Raw genomic sequence first — 14,054 nt, 5'->3', positions numbered from 1 at the left:
GGTTACGGTGGACCCGTGCGAGACCCCGCGATATCCCGCTTCGCCGCGAGCCACCTCTCCGCGACCCGGCGCGCCGACGACCTGCGCCGGCTGCGCAGCGAGCGGTTCGACGTGCTGGTCGTCGGCGGCGGGGTGACCGGCGCCGGTGCCGCCCTCGACGCCGCGGCCCGCGGCCTCAAGGTCGCGCTGATCGAGGCCCGTGACTACGCCGCCGGCACGTCGAGCCGGTCGAGCAAGCTGATCCACGGCGGCCTGCGCTATCTGGAGCAGCTCGAGTTCGGTCTGGTGCACGAGGCGCTCACCGAGCGCGGCCTGCTCTCCACCCGGCTGGCACCGCACCTGGTCCGCCCGGTGCCGATCCTGGTGCCGCTGCCGGCCGGCGGGCTGCCGCTGCGCGCGTTCCGGCGCGCCTACTACGGCCTCGGTGTCGCGACCTACGACGCGTTCGCCGGCGTTCTCGGCCACGGCCGGGGCATGCCGCTGCACCGCCACCTGAGCCGCGAGGGCGCCCGGCGGCTGTTCCCGAGCCTGCGCGGTGACGTGACCACTGGCGCGATCCGCTACTTCGACGGCCAGGTCGACGACGCCCGGCTGGTCGTCACGCTGGCCCGCACCGCCGCCAGCTTGGGCGCCGCGATGGTGACCAGCGCCCGCGCGGTCGGCTTCCTGCGCCAGGCCCGCGAGGTCGTCGGTGTCCGGGTGCGCGACATGGAGGCCCGGCCGGGCGATCCCGACGCCGAGTTCGAGGTGCGCGCCCGCACGGTCATCGCCGCGACCGGCGTGTGGAGCGACGACATGTCGCGGATGCTCGGCGACGTCGGCGTCCGCCCCGGCTTCCGGGTCCGCGCGTCCAAGGGCGTGCACCTGGTCGTGCCGCGCAGCGCGATCACCGGCGAGGCCGGGCTGATCCTGCGCACGCCCACCTCGGTGCTCTTCGTGATCCCGTGGGGCGGGCACTGGATCATCGGCACCACCGACACCGACTGGCAGCTCGACCGGTCGCACCCGGCCGCGTCGGCCCGCGACATCCAATACATCCTCGACCAGGTCAACCCCTGGCTCGCCCGGCCGCTCTCGACGGACGACATCGAAGGGGTGTACGCCGGACTGCGCCCGCTGCTCAGCGGCGAGGCCGAGGCCACCTCGAAGCTGTCCCGCGAGCACGCGGTGATCGAGCCGATGCTCGGCCTGCTGCTGGTCGCGGGCGGCAAATACACGACCTACCGGGTGATGGCCGCCGACGTGGTCGACCGCGCGGTCCGCCGGCTCGGTGGCGGCCAGCGGTCGACCACGGCGGAGCTACCGCTGCTCGGTGCCGACGGCTACGCGGCCACCTGGCGCGACCGGGCCGACCTGGCCCGGCGGCGCGGCGTGCCGGCCGGCGTGGTCGAGCACCTCCTGGAGCGCTACGGCACCCTCACCAACGAGTTGCTCGCCCTGGTCGAGGCCGATCCGGCGCTGGCCGCCCCGCTGGCCGGAGCGCCGGAATACCTCGCCGCCGAGGTGGCCTACGCCGCCTACGCGGAAGGTGCGCTGCACCTCGACGACGTGCTCACCCGGCGCACCCGGATCTCGTTCGAGACCGCACACCGCGGCGCCGAGTCGGCCGAGCACGCGACCGAGGTGATGGGCGCCGTGCTCGGCTGGGACGACGCGGTGCGCCGCCGCGAGGTCGAGCACTACCTGGCCCGGGTCGACGCCGAGCGCGAGTCGCAGCGAATGCCCGACGACGCCACCGCCGACGCCGCCCGGATGGGCGCCGCCGACGTGCGCGGCCTGGCCGCCGACCGCGGCCTGGAGATCCCCAGCAGCGCCGCTCTCTAGAAGATCTTGCCGGGATTGAGCAGCCCGGCCGGGTCGAGGGCGGTCTTGATCGCGCGGTGCACCGCCATGCCGACCGGGCCGATCTCCTGGGCCAGCCAGTCCTTCTTGAGCAGCCCGACGCCGTGCTCGCCGGTGCAGGTGCCGCCCATCGCCAGGCCGAGCCGCATGATCTCGTCGAACGCGGCCCGGCCGCGCGCGACCGAGTCCGGGTCGAGCCGGTCGACCACGATGTTGGGGTGCAGGTTGCCGTCGCCGGCGTGGCCGACGACGCCGATCGGCACGCCGTACTCGGAAGCGATCTTCTCGATGCCGTCGAGCATGGCCGCCAGTTCGGTGCGCGGCACGGCGATGTCGTCGATGATGATCCCGCCGCTGCCATCGGGGTAGGTCTCCGCCGCGAACTTCTCCATCGCCGGATGGGCCAGCCGGCGGGCGCGCAGCAACTCGGCCGCCTCGACCTGGTCGGTCGCCGCGAACACCTCCAGCGCGCCGGCCGCTTCGCAGACCGCCTCGATCGCGGCCAGGTCCTCGGCCGCCCGGCTGCCGGTGTCGACGGCCGCGAGCAGCAGCGCCTTGGCGTCGGTGCGCAGGCCCATCGGGCGCAGCGCCTCGATCGCCTTCAGGTGGGTCTGGTCGAGCAACTCGAGAAGGCTGGGTGAGAAGCCGCCGGACGAGATCGCGGCCACCGCGGCGCCGGCCGCGGCCGTCGTCGGGAACAGAGCGATCAGCGTGAGCGAGGCGTCGGCGGCGGGGCGGAGCCCGACCACGATTTCGGTGATCACCCCGAGGGTGCCCTCGGAGCCCACGAACAAGCGGGTCAGGTCATAACCCGCGACACCCTTGGCGGTACGCCGGCCCGTGCGCAGCACCTCGCCGGAGGCCAGCACGACCTCGAGGCCGAGCACGTACTCGGCGGTCACGCCGTATTTGACGCAGCACATGCCGCCCGCGTTGGTCGCCACGTTGCCGCCGATCGTCGACGACTCCCACGAGCCCGGGTCGGGCGGATAGCGCAGGCCCGCCTCGACGGCGGCGGCCGCCAGCGTGGCGTTGACCACACCGGGCTGCACGACGGCGTAGCGGTTGACGGGGTCGATCTCGATGATCCGGTCCATCGCCACCGTGGAGAGCACCACGGCGCCGTCGACCGCGTTGGCGGCGCCGGCGAGGCCGGTGCGGGCGCCCTGCGGCACGACCGGGACGCCGGCCCGGGCGGCGGCCCGCACCACGGCCACGACCTCGGCGGTCGTCCGCGGACGGACCACGACGGCCGGCGTGCCGAACGGCACCAGGTCGGCCTCGTCGCGCTGGTGGCCGCGCAGCAGGTCGGGGTCAGTCAGCACCGCCCCCTCGGGCAACACCGCGCGCAGCTCCGTCACCAGATCAGCCATACCAGCGACGTTAGCCTCTTCGGGTGGTCTACCTCGATCCCCCGGCCTGGCCTTCGCGAGGGCGACTCTGGTCACATCTGGTCAGTGACGTCTCCTACGCCGAGTTGCACGCGTTCGCCGAGATGCTCGGTTCGCCCCGGCGCGCGTTCGACCGTGATCACTACGACGTGCCCGCCGACCGGTTCGCGATGGCGGTGTGGCTGGGCGCGACGGTGGTGCCGAGTCGGGAGATCGTGCGCCTGCTGCGGGAGTCCGGTCTGCGCCGACCCAAGCACCTCAACGGTCGAGGGCGCCCAGCTCACGGATGAGGTTGGCCCGGGCCGGCTCGGTCCAGCGCTCGGCCAGGTCGGGCAGCCGGTAGAGGGCGGGCAGCTCCAGCAGGTGGCGCAGGATCTGGGCCCGGCCGGCGCGGAACTCGGCGTCCGGGACGAACTCGTACTCGCGGCGGACGGCCGCGGCGTAGGCGTCGTAGGCGGCCGGCGGCCCGGCCAGCACGGCGAGGTCGGCGTCGCAGAGCAACGCCCCGTCGCGGTCGTCGGCCTGGCTGGCGTGGCCGGCGGTGAGCAGCACGAGGCGCCGTACGCCGTCGATCGCGGTCGTGGGCACACCCAGCGTCACCAGCGAGACCACCGCCAGCTCGGCGGAGGCCCGCTCGTTGCCGTCGCCGGGCGTGTGCGGGTCGTAGACGGCGTCGTGGAACCACGCGGCCAGCCGGACCAGGTCGGGCTCGTCCGCCTGGTCGGCCTCCTCATCCACGATGGAGAGGACCGTCGCCAGGTGTTCGAGCGTGTGATAGTGCCGGTGCGGCTCGGCCCAGCGGGAAAGCAGCGCCGAACCCTCGGCGTCGACGGCGTGGTCGTCGGCGGTCGCGCCGGCGCCCCTGACAGCAGCGCGCCAGGCGGCGGCGAGATCTCTCACCCCACCATTCTGGTCCGTGGCTACGCTGTCCGCATGACCTTGCCCCTGCACCCCGCCGTGCCCGAGGAGCGTGGGCGGGGCTGGCGGGTGCTGGTGCTGCTCGGCGTCACCGTGGTGATCGCGCTCTGCGCCATCACGATGTCGGTCGTGCTCGGCTGGAACATCGGCGTCCAGGCCACGGTGATCGGCCTCGCCGCGGCGATCCTGCCGGTCCCGGTGCTGGTCGCGTGCTTCCTCTGGCTCGACCGCTACGAGCCCGAGCCGGCCCGGCTGCTCGCGGTCGCGTTCACCTGGGGCGCGTTCGTCGCCACTCTGGTCGCCTACGGGGTCAACACCGGCGCGGTGCACGTGTTCGCCCGGCTCGGGCTGCCCGACAGCCTGGTGGCGGTGCTGGTCGCGCCGTTCATCGAGGAGACCATGAAGGCGCTCGGCCCGGCGCTGATCCTGGTGCTGTTCCGCCGGGAGTTCTCCGGCATCACCGACGGCATCGTCTACTGCGGGCTGTCGGCGGTCGGCTTCGCGATGGTGGAGAACATCCTCTACCTCGGCGGCCACGGTTACGCGGCGGGCGCGGAGCGTTACGGCCCGGCGGCCGGCGCCCAGATGCTGATCCTGACCTTCATCGTCCGGATCTTCCTGACCGGCTTCGCCCATCCGCTGTTCACCTCGATGACCGGCATCGGGCTGGGCATCGCGGCCCGCTCGGCCGACCGCTGGGTGCGGTTCTGTGCGCCGGTGGCCGGCCTGCTGGTGGCGATGATGCTGCACGGCACCTGGAACCTGGTGCCGACGCTGGCCCAGGCGACCGGCGAGGGGCTGATCCTGCTCTACGGCTACATCGCGCTGATGGTGCCGGTCTTCTTCGGTGTGGTCGGCCTGACCATCTGGCTGCGCGGTTGGGAAGGTCGGCTCACCGAGCGGGCCCTGCCGGTCTACGTGCAGGCCGGCTGGCTCAGCCCGCCCGAGGTGGCGTCGCTCGGCTCGCTGGCCCGGCGGCACTCCGCCCGGCAGTGGGCCCGCCGGGTGGCCGGGCCGTCCGGGCTCAAGGCGATGCGCGGTTTCCAATTCGCGGCGACCCGGCTCGCGCTGCTCCGCGACGGCCTGCAGCGGGGCCTCGACAGCCGGCCGGCCGACCGGGCCCGCGCGGAGCGCGACGAGCAGCGGTTGCTCTCCGAGATCTCGATGTATCGGCAGGCCTTCGTCGGTCGCGACCCGCAGGTGCCGCCGGCCGTCTGGGACGGCACGGGCTATCAGGTGATGTTCCCCGACGGCGTACGCCGCCCACTGCCCGCGCCCGACGACCCGGTGGTGCCGATCCCGGTCGTGCTGGCCCCGCCGGTGCCCTACTACGGCCCGCCGATGCCCTACAGCCGCTACAGGTAGAGCCCGGTCGAGTCGTTCTCCACCCGCTGCGCGGCGACGGCGTGCACGTCGCGCTCGCGGAGCAGCACGTACTGCCGGCCGTGCAACTCGACCTCGGAGCGGTCGTCGGGGTCGAAGAGCACCCGGTCGCCGGTGACGATCGAGCGCACGTGCGGGCCGACGCCCACCGCGGTCGCCCAGGCCAGCCGCCGGCCCATCGAGGCCGTGGCGGGAATCACGATGCCGGCCGTGGAGCGGCGCTCGCCCTCGGCGCCGTCGTTTCGGACCAGGACGCGGTCGTGCAGCAGCCGGATGGGCAGCTTCTCGTCGGTGTCGGAGTCGGCCATCACGCGGGGAACGCTACCTCGCGCAAAGTCCGGGACGACTCCGGGTCGGATGGGCTAAGGGCGTCCGGCGCTTCCCGCTACCGTGGGAGGGCGATTCACAAGTCAGGGGGAGTCTTGGGTCGGTTCCAGCAGGTGCGGGCGAGCGTCCAGCGCGCCTACCAGGCGGGCCGCGACTCCGTCCGGGCGGCGCGGGCTGCCCGCGAGCCCGTCGCCGTCGCCGAGGCCCCGGCCGAGCACTTCCAACCCGTGCTGCCCGAGGCCGAGCCGCCACCGCCGCCGGCGCCCGTGCACCCGTCGACGACCAGCCGCGACGACGCCGACGTGCCCTACAGCCTGCGCATCTCGGCCGCCTGGTCGTGGCGGCTTCTGGTGCTGGCCATCGCGGTGTACGGCCTGGTGCGGGTGGTCGGCATCCTGCGCTTCGTGATGATCCCGCTGGCCATCGCGCTGCTGCTGACCGCCTTCCTGTCGCCGGCCGTCGGCTGGCTGCTGCGGGCCCGGTTGCACCGCACGTTCGCGGTGGTGGTGGTGATGGTCTGCGGCCTGGCGGCCGTGGCCGGCACGTTGACCCTGGTGGTCAACGAGTTCGTCTCGGGCGCGCCGCAGCTCAGCAACGACGCCGCCAAGGGCGTCCGGCAGATCCAGGACTGGCTGCGCACCGGGCCGCTGCACCTGAGCGACGCGCAGCTCAACCGCTACATCGACGAGGCGCAGTCGTGGATCACCGACAACTCGTCGCGGTTCACCAGCGGGGCGCTGGCCACGGCGGCGACGGTGGCCGAGGTGCTGACCGGCGCCGTGCTGGTGCTCTTCTCGACGTTCTTCTTCCTGCGCGACGGCCGCAAGATCTGGCGGTTCATCGTGCGGCTGTTCCCGATCGGCGCCCGGTGGCGGATCGACGACGCCGGCCAGGCGTCCTGGTCGGCCCTCGGCAACTACGTACGGGCGACGGTGCTGGTCGCCTTCATCGATGCATTGGGCATCGGGATCGCGTTGGTGATCTTCCGAATACCGTTCTCGTTCGCACTGGCCGCGCTGGTCTTCCTCGGCGCCTTCATCCCGATCGTCGGTGCCGCGCTGTCAGGCGCCGTGGCAGTGCTGGTCGCCCTGGTCGCGCAGGGCCCGATCGTCGCCTTGATCATCCTGGGCGCGGTGATCGGGGTCCAACAGCTCGAAGGCCACGTACTGCAGCCGCTGATCATGGGCCGGGCAGTGGCGATCCACCCGCTGGCGATCATCGTCAGCATCGCCTCCGGCGTGGTCATCGCCGGCATCGTGGGTGCGCTGGTCGCGGTGCCCTTGATCGCTGTGCTCAACACCGCCGTCCGCCGCCTCAACAAGCGCCGCCCCCCGAGCATCCCGCCTGGTGTCGAGGTCGTCAGCACGCGCCAATAGGCGAGCTGATCTTCTTGCTCTGCACCCGTGTGGGAAGCGCCTGTCACGTCTGCGCCGCCGTTGCTGGGTCCCGCTTGATCGTCGAGCTGCCCTGTGGGCATTGCCGCGTCGTTGGGTGGCGCTTCGCCAGGGATGCCCTGACGAGCTGGCCGCCAGCGGTTGGTGGCGGTTGGCTGTGGTGGTCAGGGTGCCCTGCCGGACACGGACGCTGCCGTCGTCGGCGCGGGGGGTTGACGTCAGGTGGCCGCGGCGGCGAGGCGCTTCAGGGCGCCGACCGCCACCTCCTGCCGCGTCGTATACCAGAACGGAGGCAGCGACTTCCGCAGGAACGCCCCGTAGCCGCGGGCCGTCTCCAGGCGCGAGTCGAGTACCGCAACCACGCCCTTGTCGCCGTGGGAACGGATCAGCCGCCCGGCGCCCTGGGCCAGCCGGATCGCCGCGATCGGCACGCTGACCGCGGCGAAGCCGGAACCGCCGCTGGCGTCGACCGCCGCCGCGCGGGCCGCGGCCAGTGGCTCGTCGGGGCGGGGGAACGGCAGCCGGTCGATGACCACCAGTTGGCAGGCGTCGCCGGGCACGTCGACGCCCTGCCAGAGCGACATCACGCCGAACAGGCAGCTCGCCTTGTCGTCGCGGAACTTGCGGACCAGCAACGGCAGCGACTCGTCGCCTTGGAGCAGGACCGGCAGGTCGGTGCGGGCCCGGACCAGCTCGGCCGCCTGCTGCGCGGCCCGGCGGGAGGAGAACAAGCCAAGGGTGCGGCCGCCCAGGGCCGAGACCAGCGAGAGCAGCTCTTCGCCGGCCTGCGCGGGTAGCCCGGAGGCGGCCGGGCGGGGCAGGTGGGCGGCGACGTAGAGGATGCCCTGGCGCTCGTATTCGAAGGGCGAGCCGACGTCGAGCGACCGCCAGCCGGGGCCGCCGATCTCGGCGACCTCGCCCGCCGCGGTCGACAGGTTGGGCGACCGGGCCGCGGTGGCGGCCGCCGAAGCGGCGGCGGCCGGGGTGCGTGGCGCGGGGACGTTGGCGCCCGGCAGGCCCAGCGCCCGCGCGACCGTGTCGAACCGGCCGCCGAGGGCCAGTGTGGCCGAGGTCGCCACGACCGTGCGCTCGTCGTAGAGGTGGGTGGCCAGGGTGCCGGCCACCGACAGCGGGGCCACCACCAGCGCTCGGCGGCCGGCGCCGGGGCGGTCGGGCTTTTCCACCCAGGCCACGTCGTGGCCGGCCTCTTCGAGCAGCCGCTGCGCGGTCTTGGAGATGTCGTCGACGAGTGCCTTGGCCTGCTGCTTGCGCACCGGGTCGGGGTCGTCGGCCTTGATGTCGCCGATCTTGTCGAGGGCCCGCCGGGTGGCGGCGTCGAGCAGCGTGCAGGCCTCGCGGAGCGGCTCGGGCAGGCCGTCGACGATGCGGCCCGCCGGCGCCTCGGCCAGCCCGACGGCCAGCGCGTCGCCGGCTTCGAGCAGCATCTCGGCCAGCTCGGGCTGGATGATCGGGCGGGCTCGGCGCGCGGCGCGGTCGACCGACTCGGGGGTCAGCTCGGCCTGCGACGCCGAGGAGACCCGGTCGGCCAGCTCGTGTGCCTCGTCGATGACCAGCAGCTTGTGTGGCGGCACGATGTGGCGGCCGGCCAGCATGTCGACGGCCAGCAGGCTGTGGTTGGTGATGACGATGTCGGCCTCGCGGGCCCGGACCCGGGACGCCTCGGCGAAGCACTCGGTGCCGTAGGGACAGCGCTGCGCGCCCACGCACTCGCGGGCCGGCATCGAGACCTGCTTCCAGGCCTGGTCGTCGACGCCCGGGTCGAGCTCGTCGCGATCGCCCGTCGCGGTCTCCATCGCCCACTCCTGCAGGCGCAGCACCTGCTTGCCCAGCCGCCCGGCCTCGCCGAGCCACTTGACGGGGGCGGCGGCGGCCGGCGCGGGCGAGTCGAAGAGGGTGTCTTCGGGCTCCTCTTCGGCCGAGTTTTCGAGCCGGGCCAGGCAGAGGTAGTGATGGCGTCCTTTGAGGACGGCGAAGGTCGGCCGGCGACCGAGCACCGGCTCGACCGCGTCGGCCAGCCGGGGCATGTCGTGATCGACCAATTGGGACTGCAGTGCGAGCGTCGCGGTCGAGATGACCACCGGGCCGTCGACGGTCAGCGCCGGCGCGAGGTAGGCCAGCGACTTGCCGGTGCCGGTGCCGGCCTGCACCAGCAGGTGGTCGCCGGAGGCCAGGCTCTCGGCGATCGCCGCGGTCATCTGCTGTTGGCCCGGCCGCGCGGCCCCGCCGGGAACCGCGCCGACCGCCGCGCTGAGCAATGCCTCGGCCGACGGACGGGTGCGCGCTGACGAGGTCACCGTGCGACGGTACCCGTACCCCCCGACCAAAGCGGTTGGCGCCACGTGCCGTTAACCCGGTGACGCGGTAGCGGTTACCCGGGATCGGTTAGGGTGTCTGCGTGCCGAGCGACATCGTCCGGGTGGTCTACCGCAAATATGACGGATCCGCCCACAGGGACTACCCCGCTCGCCGCCTCGCCGAAGACGACCTGGGGGTATGGCTCGGCGTGACCCTGGGCACCGAGTCCGTCTACCACGGCCGGCCGTCTGTGGAGAAAATCCCGTTTGTCGTGCTTGTGCCGCACGATGCCTGGTGGACCGGAATGTTCAACCCGCCGCCGCGCACCAGCGAGGTCTACTGCGACATCACCACGCCGGCGCGCTGGCGCGGTGACACCGTGCACCTGGTCGACCTCGACCTCGACGTGGTCCGCCGCCGCGCGACCGGCACCGTCGAGTTGCGCGACGAAGACGAGTTCGCCGAGCACCGGGCCCGCTTCGGCTACCCCGACGACCTGGTCGCCGCGGCCGAGGCCGCCGCGAAGCTGCTCCTGCAGGCTCTCGGCGACGGCACCGAGCCGTTCGCCACCGCCTACCGCAAGTGGCTCGCCCTCGTCGTCTGAGAGCGGCTACCGAGGTGGCCAGCCCGGCGCGTCGTCGGCCGTGTGCAACACCCGGGCCATCTTCTCCGGGTTGAGCTGGTTGAAGGCCGCGGTAATGCGGCCGTCGTCGACCGCGAACGAGAGCACCGACCGGAACGGCCGGCCGTCCTGGTAGACGGCGTCGAACAGCAGGCCGAGGCCACCGTTGACCTCGACGATCTCCGTGCGTACGCCGGTCGTCTCGGTGGGCATCCGGCGCAGCAGGCCGAAGACGAAGCGGGCGACCTGCACGGCGCCCTCGATCGGCTTGCGGGCGGCGGGGAAGTGGCCGCCGGAGTCGCCGATGAAGACCACGTCGGGTGCCAGGACCGCCACCAGCGCCTGGATGTCACCGGTCTCGGTCGCGTCGACGAACGCCTCGAGCACCCGGCGCTGCTCGGCCAGGGTGGCGCGGTGCCGGGGCGCGCCGTCGTTGACCGCGCGGCGGGCGCGGGACGCGAGTTGTCGGGCGGCCGGGACGGTGGTGCCCAGTGCCGCGGCGATGCCGTCGAACGGCACCTTGAACGCCTCGTGCAGCACGAACGCCACCCGCTGCTCGGGGGTGAGCCGCTCCAGCACGACCATCAGCGCCATGCCGATCTCGTCGTCGCGCACCACCCGATCGGCCGGGTCGGGCCCGAACGTGCTCGACGCGATCCGGCTCACCAGGGGCTCCGGCAGCCACTGGCCGGGGTAGGCCTCGCGCCGCACCCGGGCCGAGCGCAACACGTCGAGACAGATCCGCGCGGTCGCGGTGGTCAGCCAGCCGCGCAGGTCGCGGATCTCGGCGCGGACGGCCGGGTCGGCCAGCGCCGCCGAATAGCGCAGCCAGGCCTCCTGCACCGCGTCTTCGGCCTCGGCCCGGCTGCCCAGCATGCGGTAGGCGACGGCCGTCAGGTGGTCACGCTCAGCCTCGAAGTCGGTCACCAGGTCTTGCATGTAGGCCTCCCCTTGTGGGCATTCTGCCAGCGTCGGCATCGCCGCCGGCGGCCGCTGTAGCACCGGGAGTCACCGATATGCCAGATATGCGGAGCATGTTGCGCGTGGAGTCCGAAAGCCCGGATGTCCCGGTCGATCTGACCGCGGTCGATCCCGGGTCGACGCCCGGCCTGCCCGGCCGCAAGGTCACCGGCAGCGACCCCAAGCTCTGGGCCCGGGGCGAGGTCGAGCGGATCGGTGCCGAACTGGCCACCCAGCAGGAGATGCTGTTCGCGCGGGGCACGATCGAGCCCGAGTTGGGGCGATCGGTGCTGCTGGTGCTCCAGGCGATGGACTGCGGCGGCAAGGACGGCGCGGTGAAGCGGGTCGCCGGCGCGATGAACCCGCTGGGCCTGCACATCAGGGCGTTCGGCCCGCCGACCGAGGAGGAGCGGCGGCACGACTTCCTCTGGCGGATCCGCAAGTCGCTACCGCCGGTCGGCTACGTGGGCGTGTTCAACCGGTCGCACTACGAAGACGTGCTGGTCGTACGCGTGAATGGGCTGGCTCCTGAATCGGTGTGGCGCCCCCGCTACAAGAAGATCAACGACTTCGAGCGCAAGCTGGTCGACTCCGGCACCGCCGTGGTCAAGGTCATGCTGCACATCTCCCGCGACGAGCAGCGGGAGCGGCTGGTGCGGCGGCTCGACGACCCGACCAAGCAGTGGAAGTTCAACCCCGACGACCTCGACTCGCGGGCCAGCTGGGACGACTACCAGGCGGCCTACGCCGAGGCGCTGGCCCGCTGCGCCGACGCCGCGCCCTGGTACGTGCTGCCGGCCGACCGCAAGTGGTATCGCGACTGGGCGCTGTCCCACTTGCTCCGCGAGACGTTCGCCGACCTGAAGCTCACCTACCCGAAGCCGGACTACGACGTGGCTGCGCAGCGGCGTCGTTTGGAAGCGGACGGTTGATCTGGGTGAACGCCAGGTGAACGGAAGGTTGCGGTCGGGCAGACCTTGGTAGCCCGGCGAAAGTACCGGTCCGAGGTTTTCTAACATTCGGCGAACGCGTTCCCCGAGATGGCGCGTCCGGACACCCCCTTCGACGCGACGAGGTCCGAGCCGTGAAGTTCTCCTTCCGTCCAAGCGACGGCGTCTTCTACGAGCTGTTCAGCAGAGCGGCCGACAACCACGTGCGTGGCACGGAGCTCCTGCAGGAGCTCGCGCTGCCCGGCGTCGACGTGCAGTCGGTCAGCGAGCGGCTGACCGAGGTCGAGCACGACAGCGACCAGATCACCCACGAGCTCTACCAAAAGATCAACTCGACGTTCGTGACGCCGTTCGACCGCGAGGACATCTACCGGCTCGGCTCGCTGCTCGACGACGTCATGGACCACCTCGAGGCCGTCGGCAACCTGCTCTACCTCTACGGGCTGACCAAGCTGCCGGCGCTGCCGCGCGAGATGCACGAGTTGGTCAACGTCCTCGACCAGCAGGCCAAGCTGACCGCCGAGGCGATGCCGCGGCTCAAGTCGATGAAAGACCTCGAGGACTACTGGATCGAGTGCAACCGGCTCGAGAACGAGGGCGACCAGGCCTACCGGATGCTGCTGGTGCGGCTCTTCTCCGGTGAGTACGACGCCCTCACCGTGCTGAAGATGAAGGAGGTCGCCGACGAGCTGGAGGCCGCCTGCGACTCCTTCGAGCACGTGGCCAACACCGTACAGACGATCTCGGTCAAGGAATCCTGAACCGTTGGACGCACCCCTTATCGCCGTTCTCGCGGTGATCTTCATAGCGCTCGCTTTCGACTACACCAACGGGTTCCACGACGCCGCCAACGCCATCGCGACGAGCGTCTCCACCCGCGCCCTGACCCCGGGCGTGGCCCTACTGATGGCCGCGATCGGCAACTTCATCGGCGCGCACTTCGGTGAGAAGGTCGCCAAGACCGTCGGCAGCGGCCTGGTCAACCTGCCCACCGGGTCGGCCAGCCTGAGCGTGGTCTTCGCCGGCGTACTGGGCGCGATCGTCTGGAACCTGATCACCTGGTATTTCGGCCTGCCCTCGTCGTCGTCCCACGCCCTGATCGGCGGGCTGGTAGGCAGCACCCTGGCCGCGTCCGGCACGGTCCTCTGGACCAAGGTCATCGACAGCGTCGTACTGCCGATGGTGCTCTCGCCGCTGGTCGGCTTCGCCCTGGGCTTCGTGGTCATGAAGCTGATCCAGGTGATCTTCCGCAACGGCCACCCGAGCAGGCTCAACCGCGGCTTCCGCGCGGCGCAGACGGTCTCGGCGGCGGCGATGTCGGTCGGCCACGGCATGCAGGACGCGGCCAAGACGATCGGCATCATCGTGCTGGCCCTGTACGTCGGCGGCCACCAGGGCAGCTCGGACGTCATCCCGGAGTGGGCCTTCTGGACCTCCGCGACGGTGCTGGCGCTGGGCACCTACGCCGGCGGTTGGCGGATCATCCGCACGCTGGGCCGCCGGATCATCCACCTGGGCCCACCCGAGGGCTTCGCGGCGGAGACGGTGGCCAGCGGCGTGCTCTACTTCAACGCCCTGGTGCTGGGCGCGCCGATCTCGACCACCCACACGATCACCTCGGCGATCATGGGCGTGGGCGCGACCAAGAAGCTGTCGGCGGTCCGCTGGGGCGTGGCCGGCAACATCGTCGCCGCCTGGGTCCTGACCTTCCCGGCGGCCGGCGCCATGGCCGCCCTGGCCTACTACGCGGTCCGCCCGGCGTTCTAACCCAAGATCTATAAACGGATGACTCGGGTCCGCGGTGGGCACGACCGTCGCTCCCGCCAGAGACCGCTCCGCTTCGCTCCGCTGCCAGGCCCGCGCTTGGGCAACGCAACACCAGAGGGGCATGGACGCGCGGGTAGGCCCCTGTCCGCGAGACCGCGGCGATAAGCGGTTGTTCTGTGGGCCT

12 protein-coding genes and 1 pseudogene are annotated in these 14,054 nt (G+C 72.2%); 8 read left to right on the top strand and 5 right to left on the bottom strand.

Going from position 1 to position 14,054, the window contains the following annotated elements; translation table 11 throughout:
* The first annotated feature begins 15 nt into the window (after window positions 1-15).
* Window positions 16-1,824, top strand: coding sequence for a glycerol-3-phosphate dehydrogenase/oxidase (locus tag AB0J74_RS06270; RefSeq protein WP_363445235.1), 1,809 nt, complete (start codon window positions 16-18; stop codon window positions 1,822-1,824).
* Here the strand turns inward: AB0J74_RS06270 and AB0J74_RS06265 are convergent.
* A complete protein-coding gene (locus AB0J74_RS06265) occupies window positions 1,821-3,215 on the bottom strand; it encodes an FAD-linked oxidase C-terminal domain-containing protein (protein ID WP_363445233.1) in 1,395 nt (464 codons plus the stop codon). The two genes, AB0J74_RS06270 and AB0J74_RS06265, sit on opposite strands and share 4 nt — an antisense overlap.
* A gap of 23 nt (window positions 3,216-3,238) precedes the next feature.
* Between AB0J74_RS06265 and AB0J74_RS06260 the strand changes: the two genes are divergently transcribed.
* Window positions 3,239-3,523, top strand: a complete 285-nt coding sequence (locus AB0J74_RS06260) for a DUF4031 domain-containing protein (protein WP_363445231.1) — start codon at window positions 3,239-3,241, stop codon at window positions 3,521-3,523.
* Here the strand turns inward: AB0J74_RS06260 and AB0J74_RS06255 are convergent.
* Complete coding sequence (locus AB0J74_RS06255) at window positions 3,492-4,133, bottom strand: metal-dependent phosphohydrolase (protein WP_363445229.1); 642 nt, start codon at window positions 4,131-4,133, stop codon at window positions 3,492-3,494. The genes AB0J74_RS06260 and AB0J74_RS06255 overlap by 32 nt on opposite strands.
* Window positions 4,134-4,184: 51 nt before the next feature.
* Between AB0J74_RS06255 and AB0J74_RS06250 the strand changes: the two are divergent.
* Window positions 4,185-5,516 (top strand): annotated as a pseudogene (locus tag AB0J74_RS06250) (PrsW family intramembrane metalloprotease); the annotation flags it as partial.
* Here the strand turns inward: AB0J74_RS06250 and AB0J74_RS06245 are convergent.
* Window positions 5,507-5,842: a co-chaperone GroES gene (locus tag AB0J74_RS06245; RefSeq protein ID WP_363445482.1), complete on the bottom strand. Its 336-nt coding sequence runs from the start codon at window positions 5,840-5,842 to the stop codon at window positions 5,507-5,509. The pseudogene AB0J74_RS06250 and the gene AB0J74_RS06245 sit on opposite strands and share 10 nt — an antisense overlap.
* A gap of 114 nt (window positions 5,843-5,956) precedes the next feature.
* Between AB0J74_RS06245 and AB0J74_RS06240 the strand changes: the two genes are divergently transcribed.
* The gene (locus tag AB0J74_RS06240) at window positions 5,957-7,237 is read left to right on the top strand and encodes an AI-2E family transporter (RefSeq protein WP_363445227.1); all 1,281 of its coding nucleotides are present in this window, start codon (window positions 5,957-5,959) and stop codon (window positions 7,235-7,237) included.
* Between the two features lie 236 nt (window positions 7,238-7,473).
* Here the strand turns inward: AB0J74_RS06240 and AB0J74_RS06235 are convergent, their stop codons facing one another.
* Window positions 7,474-9,471 carry an ATP-dependent DNA helicase gene (locus AB0J74_RS06235; RefSeq protein WP_363445480.1) on the bottom strand — a complete coding sequence of 666 codons (1,998 nt, stop codon included), beginning with the start codon at window positions 9,469-9,471 and terminating at the stop codon, window positions 7,474-7,476.
* A gap of 200 nt (window positions 9,472-9,671) precedes the next feature.
* Between AB0J74_RS06235 and AB0J74_RS06230 the strand changes: the two genes are divergently transcribed.
* The gene (locus tag AB0J74_RS06230) at window positions 9,672-10,175 is read left to right on the top strand and encodes a DUF402 domain-containing protein (protein WP_363445225.1); all 504 of its coding nucleotides are present in this window, start codon (window positions 9,672-9,674) and stop codon (window positions 10,173-10,175) included.
* A gap of 6 nt (window positions 10,176-10,181) precedes the next feature.
* Here AB0J74_RS06230 and sigJ read toward each other — a convergent pair whose 3' ends face one another.
* Complete coding sequence (gene sigJ, locus AB0J74_RS06225; RefSeq protein WP_363445224.1) at window positions 10,182-11,132, bottom strand: RNA polymerase sigma factor SigJ; 951 nt, start codon at window positions 11,130-11,132, stop codon at window positions 10,182-10,184.
* Window positions 11,133-11,227: 95 nt separating this feature from the next.
* On the opposite strand from sigJ, the gene AB0J74_RS06220 reads away from it, so the two are divergent.
* The 3 genes from AB0J74_RS06220 (at window position 11,228) to AB0J74_RS06210 (ending at window position 13,870) form a co-directional block, all read left to right on the top strand.
* Window positions 11,228-12,085 carry a PPK2 family polyphosphate kinase gene (locus tag AB0J74_RS06220; RefSeq protein WP_363445222.1) on the top strand — a complete coding sequence of 286 codons (858 nt, stop codon included), beginning with the start codon at window positions 11,228-11,230 and terminating at the stop codon, window positions 12,083-12,085.
* A gap of 152 nt (window positions 12,086-12,237) precedes the next feature.
* On the top strand, window positions 12,238-12,864 hold the full coding sequence (locus AB0J74_RS06215) for a DUF47 family protein (RefSeq protein ID WP_363445220.1): 627 nt from the start codon (window positions 12,238-12,240) through the stop codon (window positions 12,862-12,864).
* Window positions 12,865-12,868: 4 nt separating this feature from the next.
* Complete coding sequence (locus AB0J74_RS06210; protein ID WP_363445218.1) at window positions 12,869-13,870, top strand: inorganic phosphate transporter; 1,002 nt, start codon at window positions 12,869-12,871, stop codon at window positions 13,868-13,870.
* Window positions 13,871-14,054: the final 184 nt, after the last annotated feature.

The sequence above is a fragment of the Asanoa sp. NPDC049573 genome, assembly GCF_040676615.1.
GTDB lineage: Bacteria > Actinomycetota > Actinomycetes > Mycobacteriales > Micromonosporaceae > Asanoa.
Note: the sequence above shows the minus strand (reverse complement) of the source record. Positions and strands in the feature narration are given on the sequence as shown.

Coding starts and splice junctions, on each gene's coding strand:
- AB0J74_RS06265 (WP_363445233.1), bottom strand. CDS start 3,215: ATGGCTGATCTGGTGACGGAGCTGCGCGCGGTGTTGCCCGAGGGGGCG.
- AB0J74_RS06245 (WP_363445482.1), bottom strand. CDS start 5,842: ATGGCCGACTCCGACACCGACGAGAAGCTGCCCATCCGGCTGCTGCAC.
- sigJ (WP_363445224.1), bottom strand. CDS start 11,132: ATGCAAGACCTGGTGACCGACTTCGAGGCTGAGCGTGACCACCTGACG.
- AB0J74_RS06220 (WP_363445222.1), top strand. CDS start 11,228: ATGTTGCGCGTGGAGTCCGAAAGCCCGGATGTCCCGGTCGATCTGACC.
- AB0J74_RS06235 (WP_363445480.1), bottom strand. CDS start 9,471: ATGACCGCGGCGATCGCCGAGAGCCTGGCCTCCGGCGACCACCTGCTG.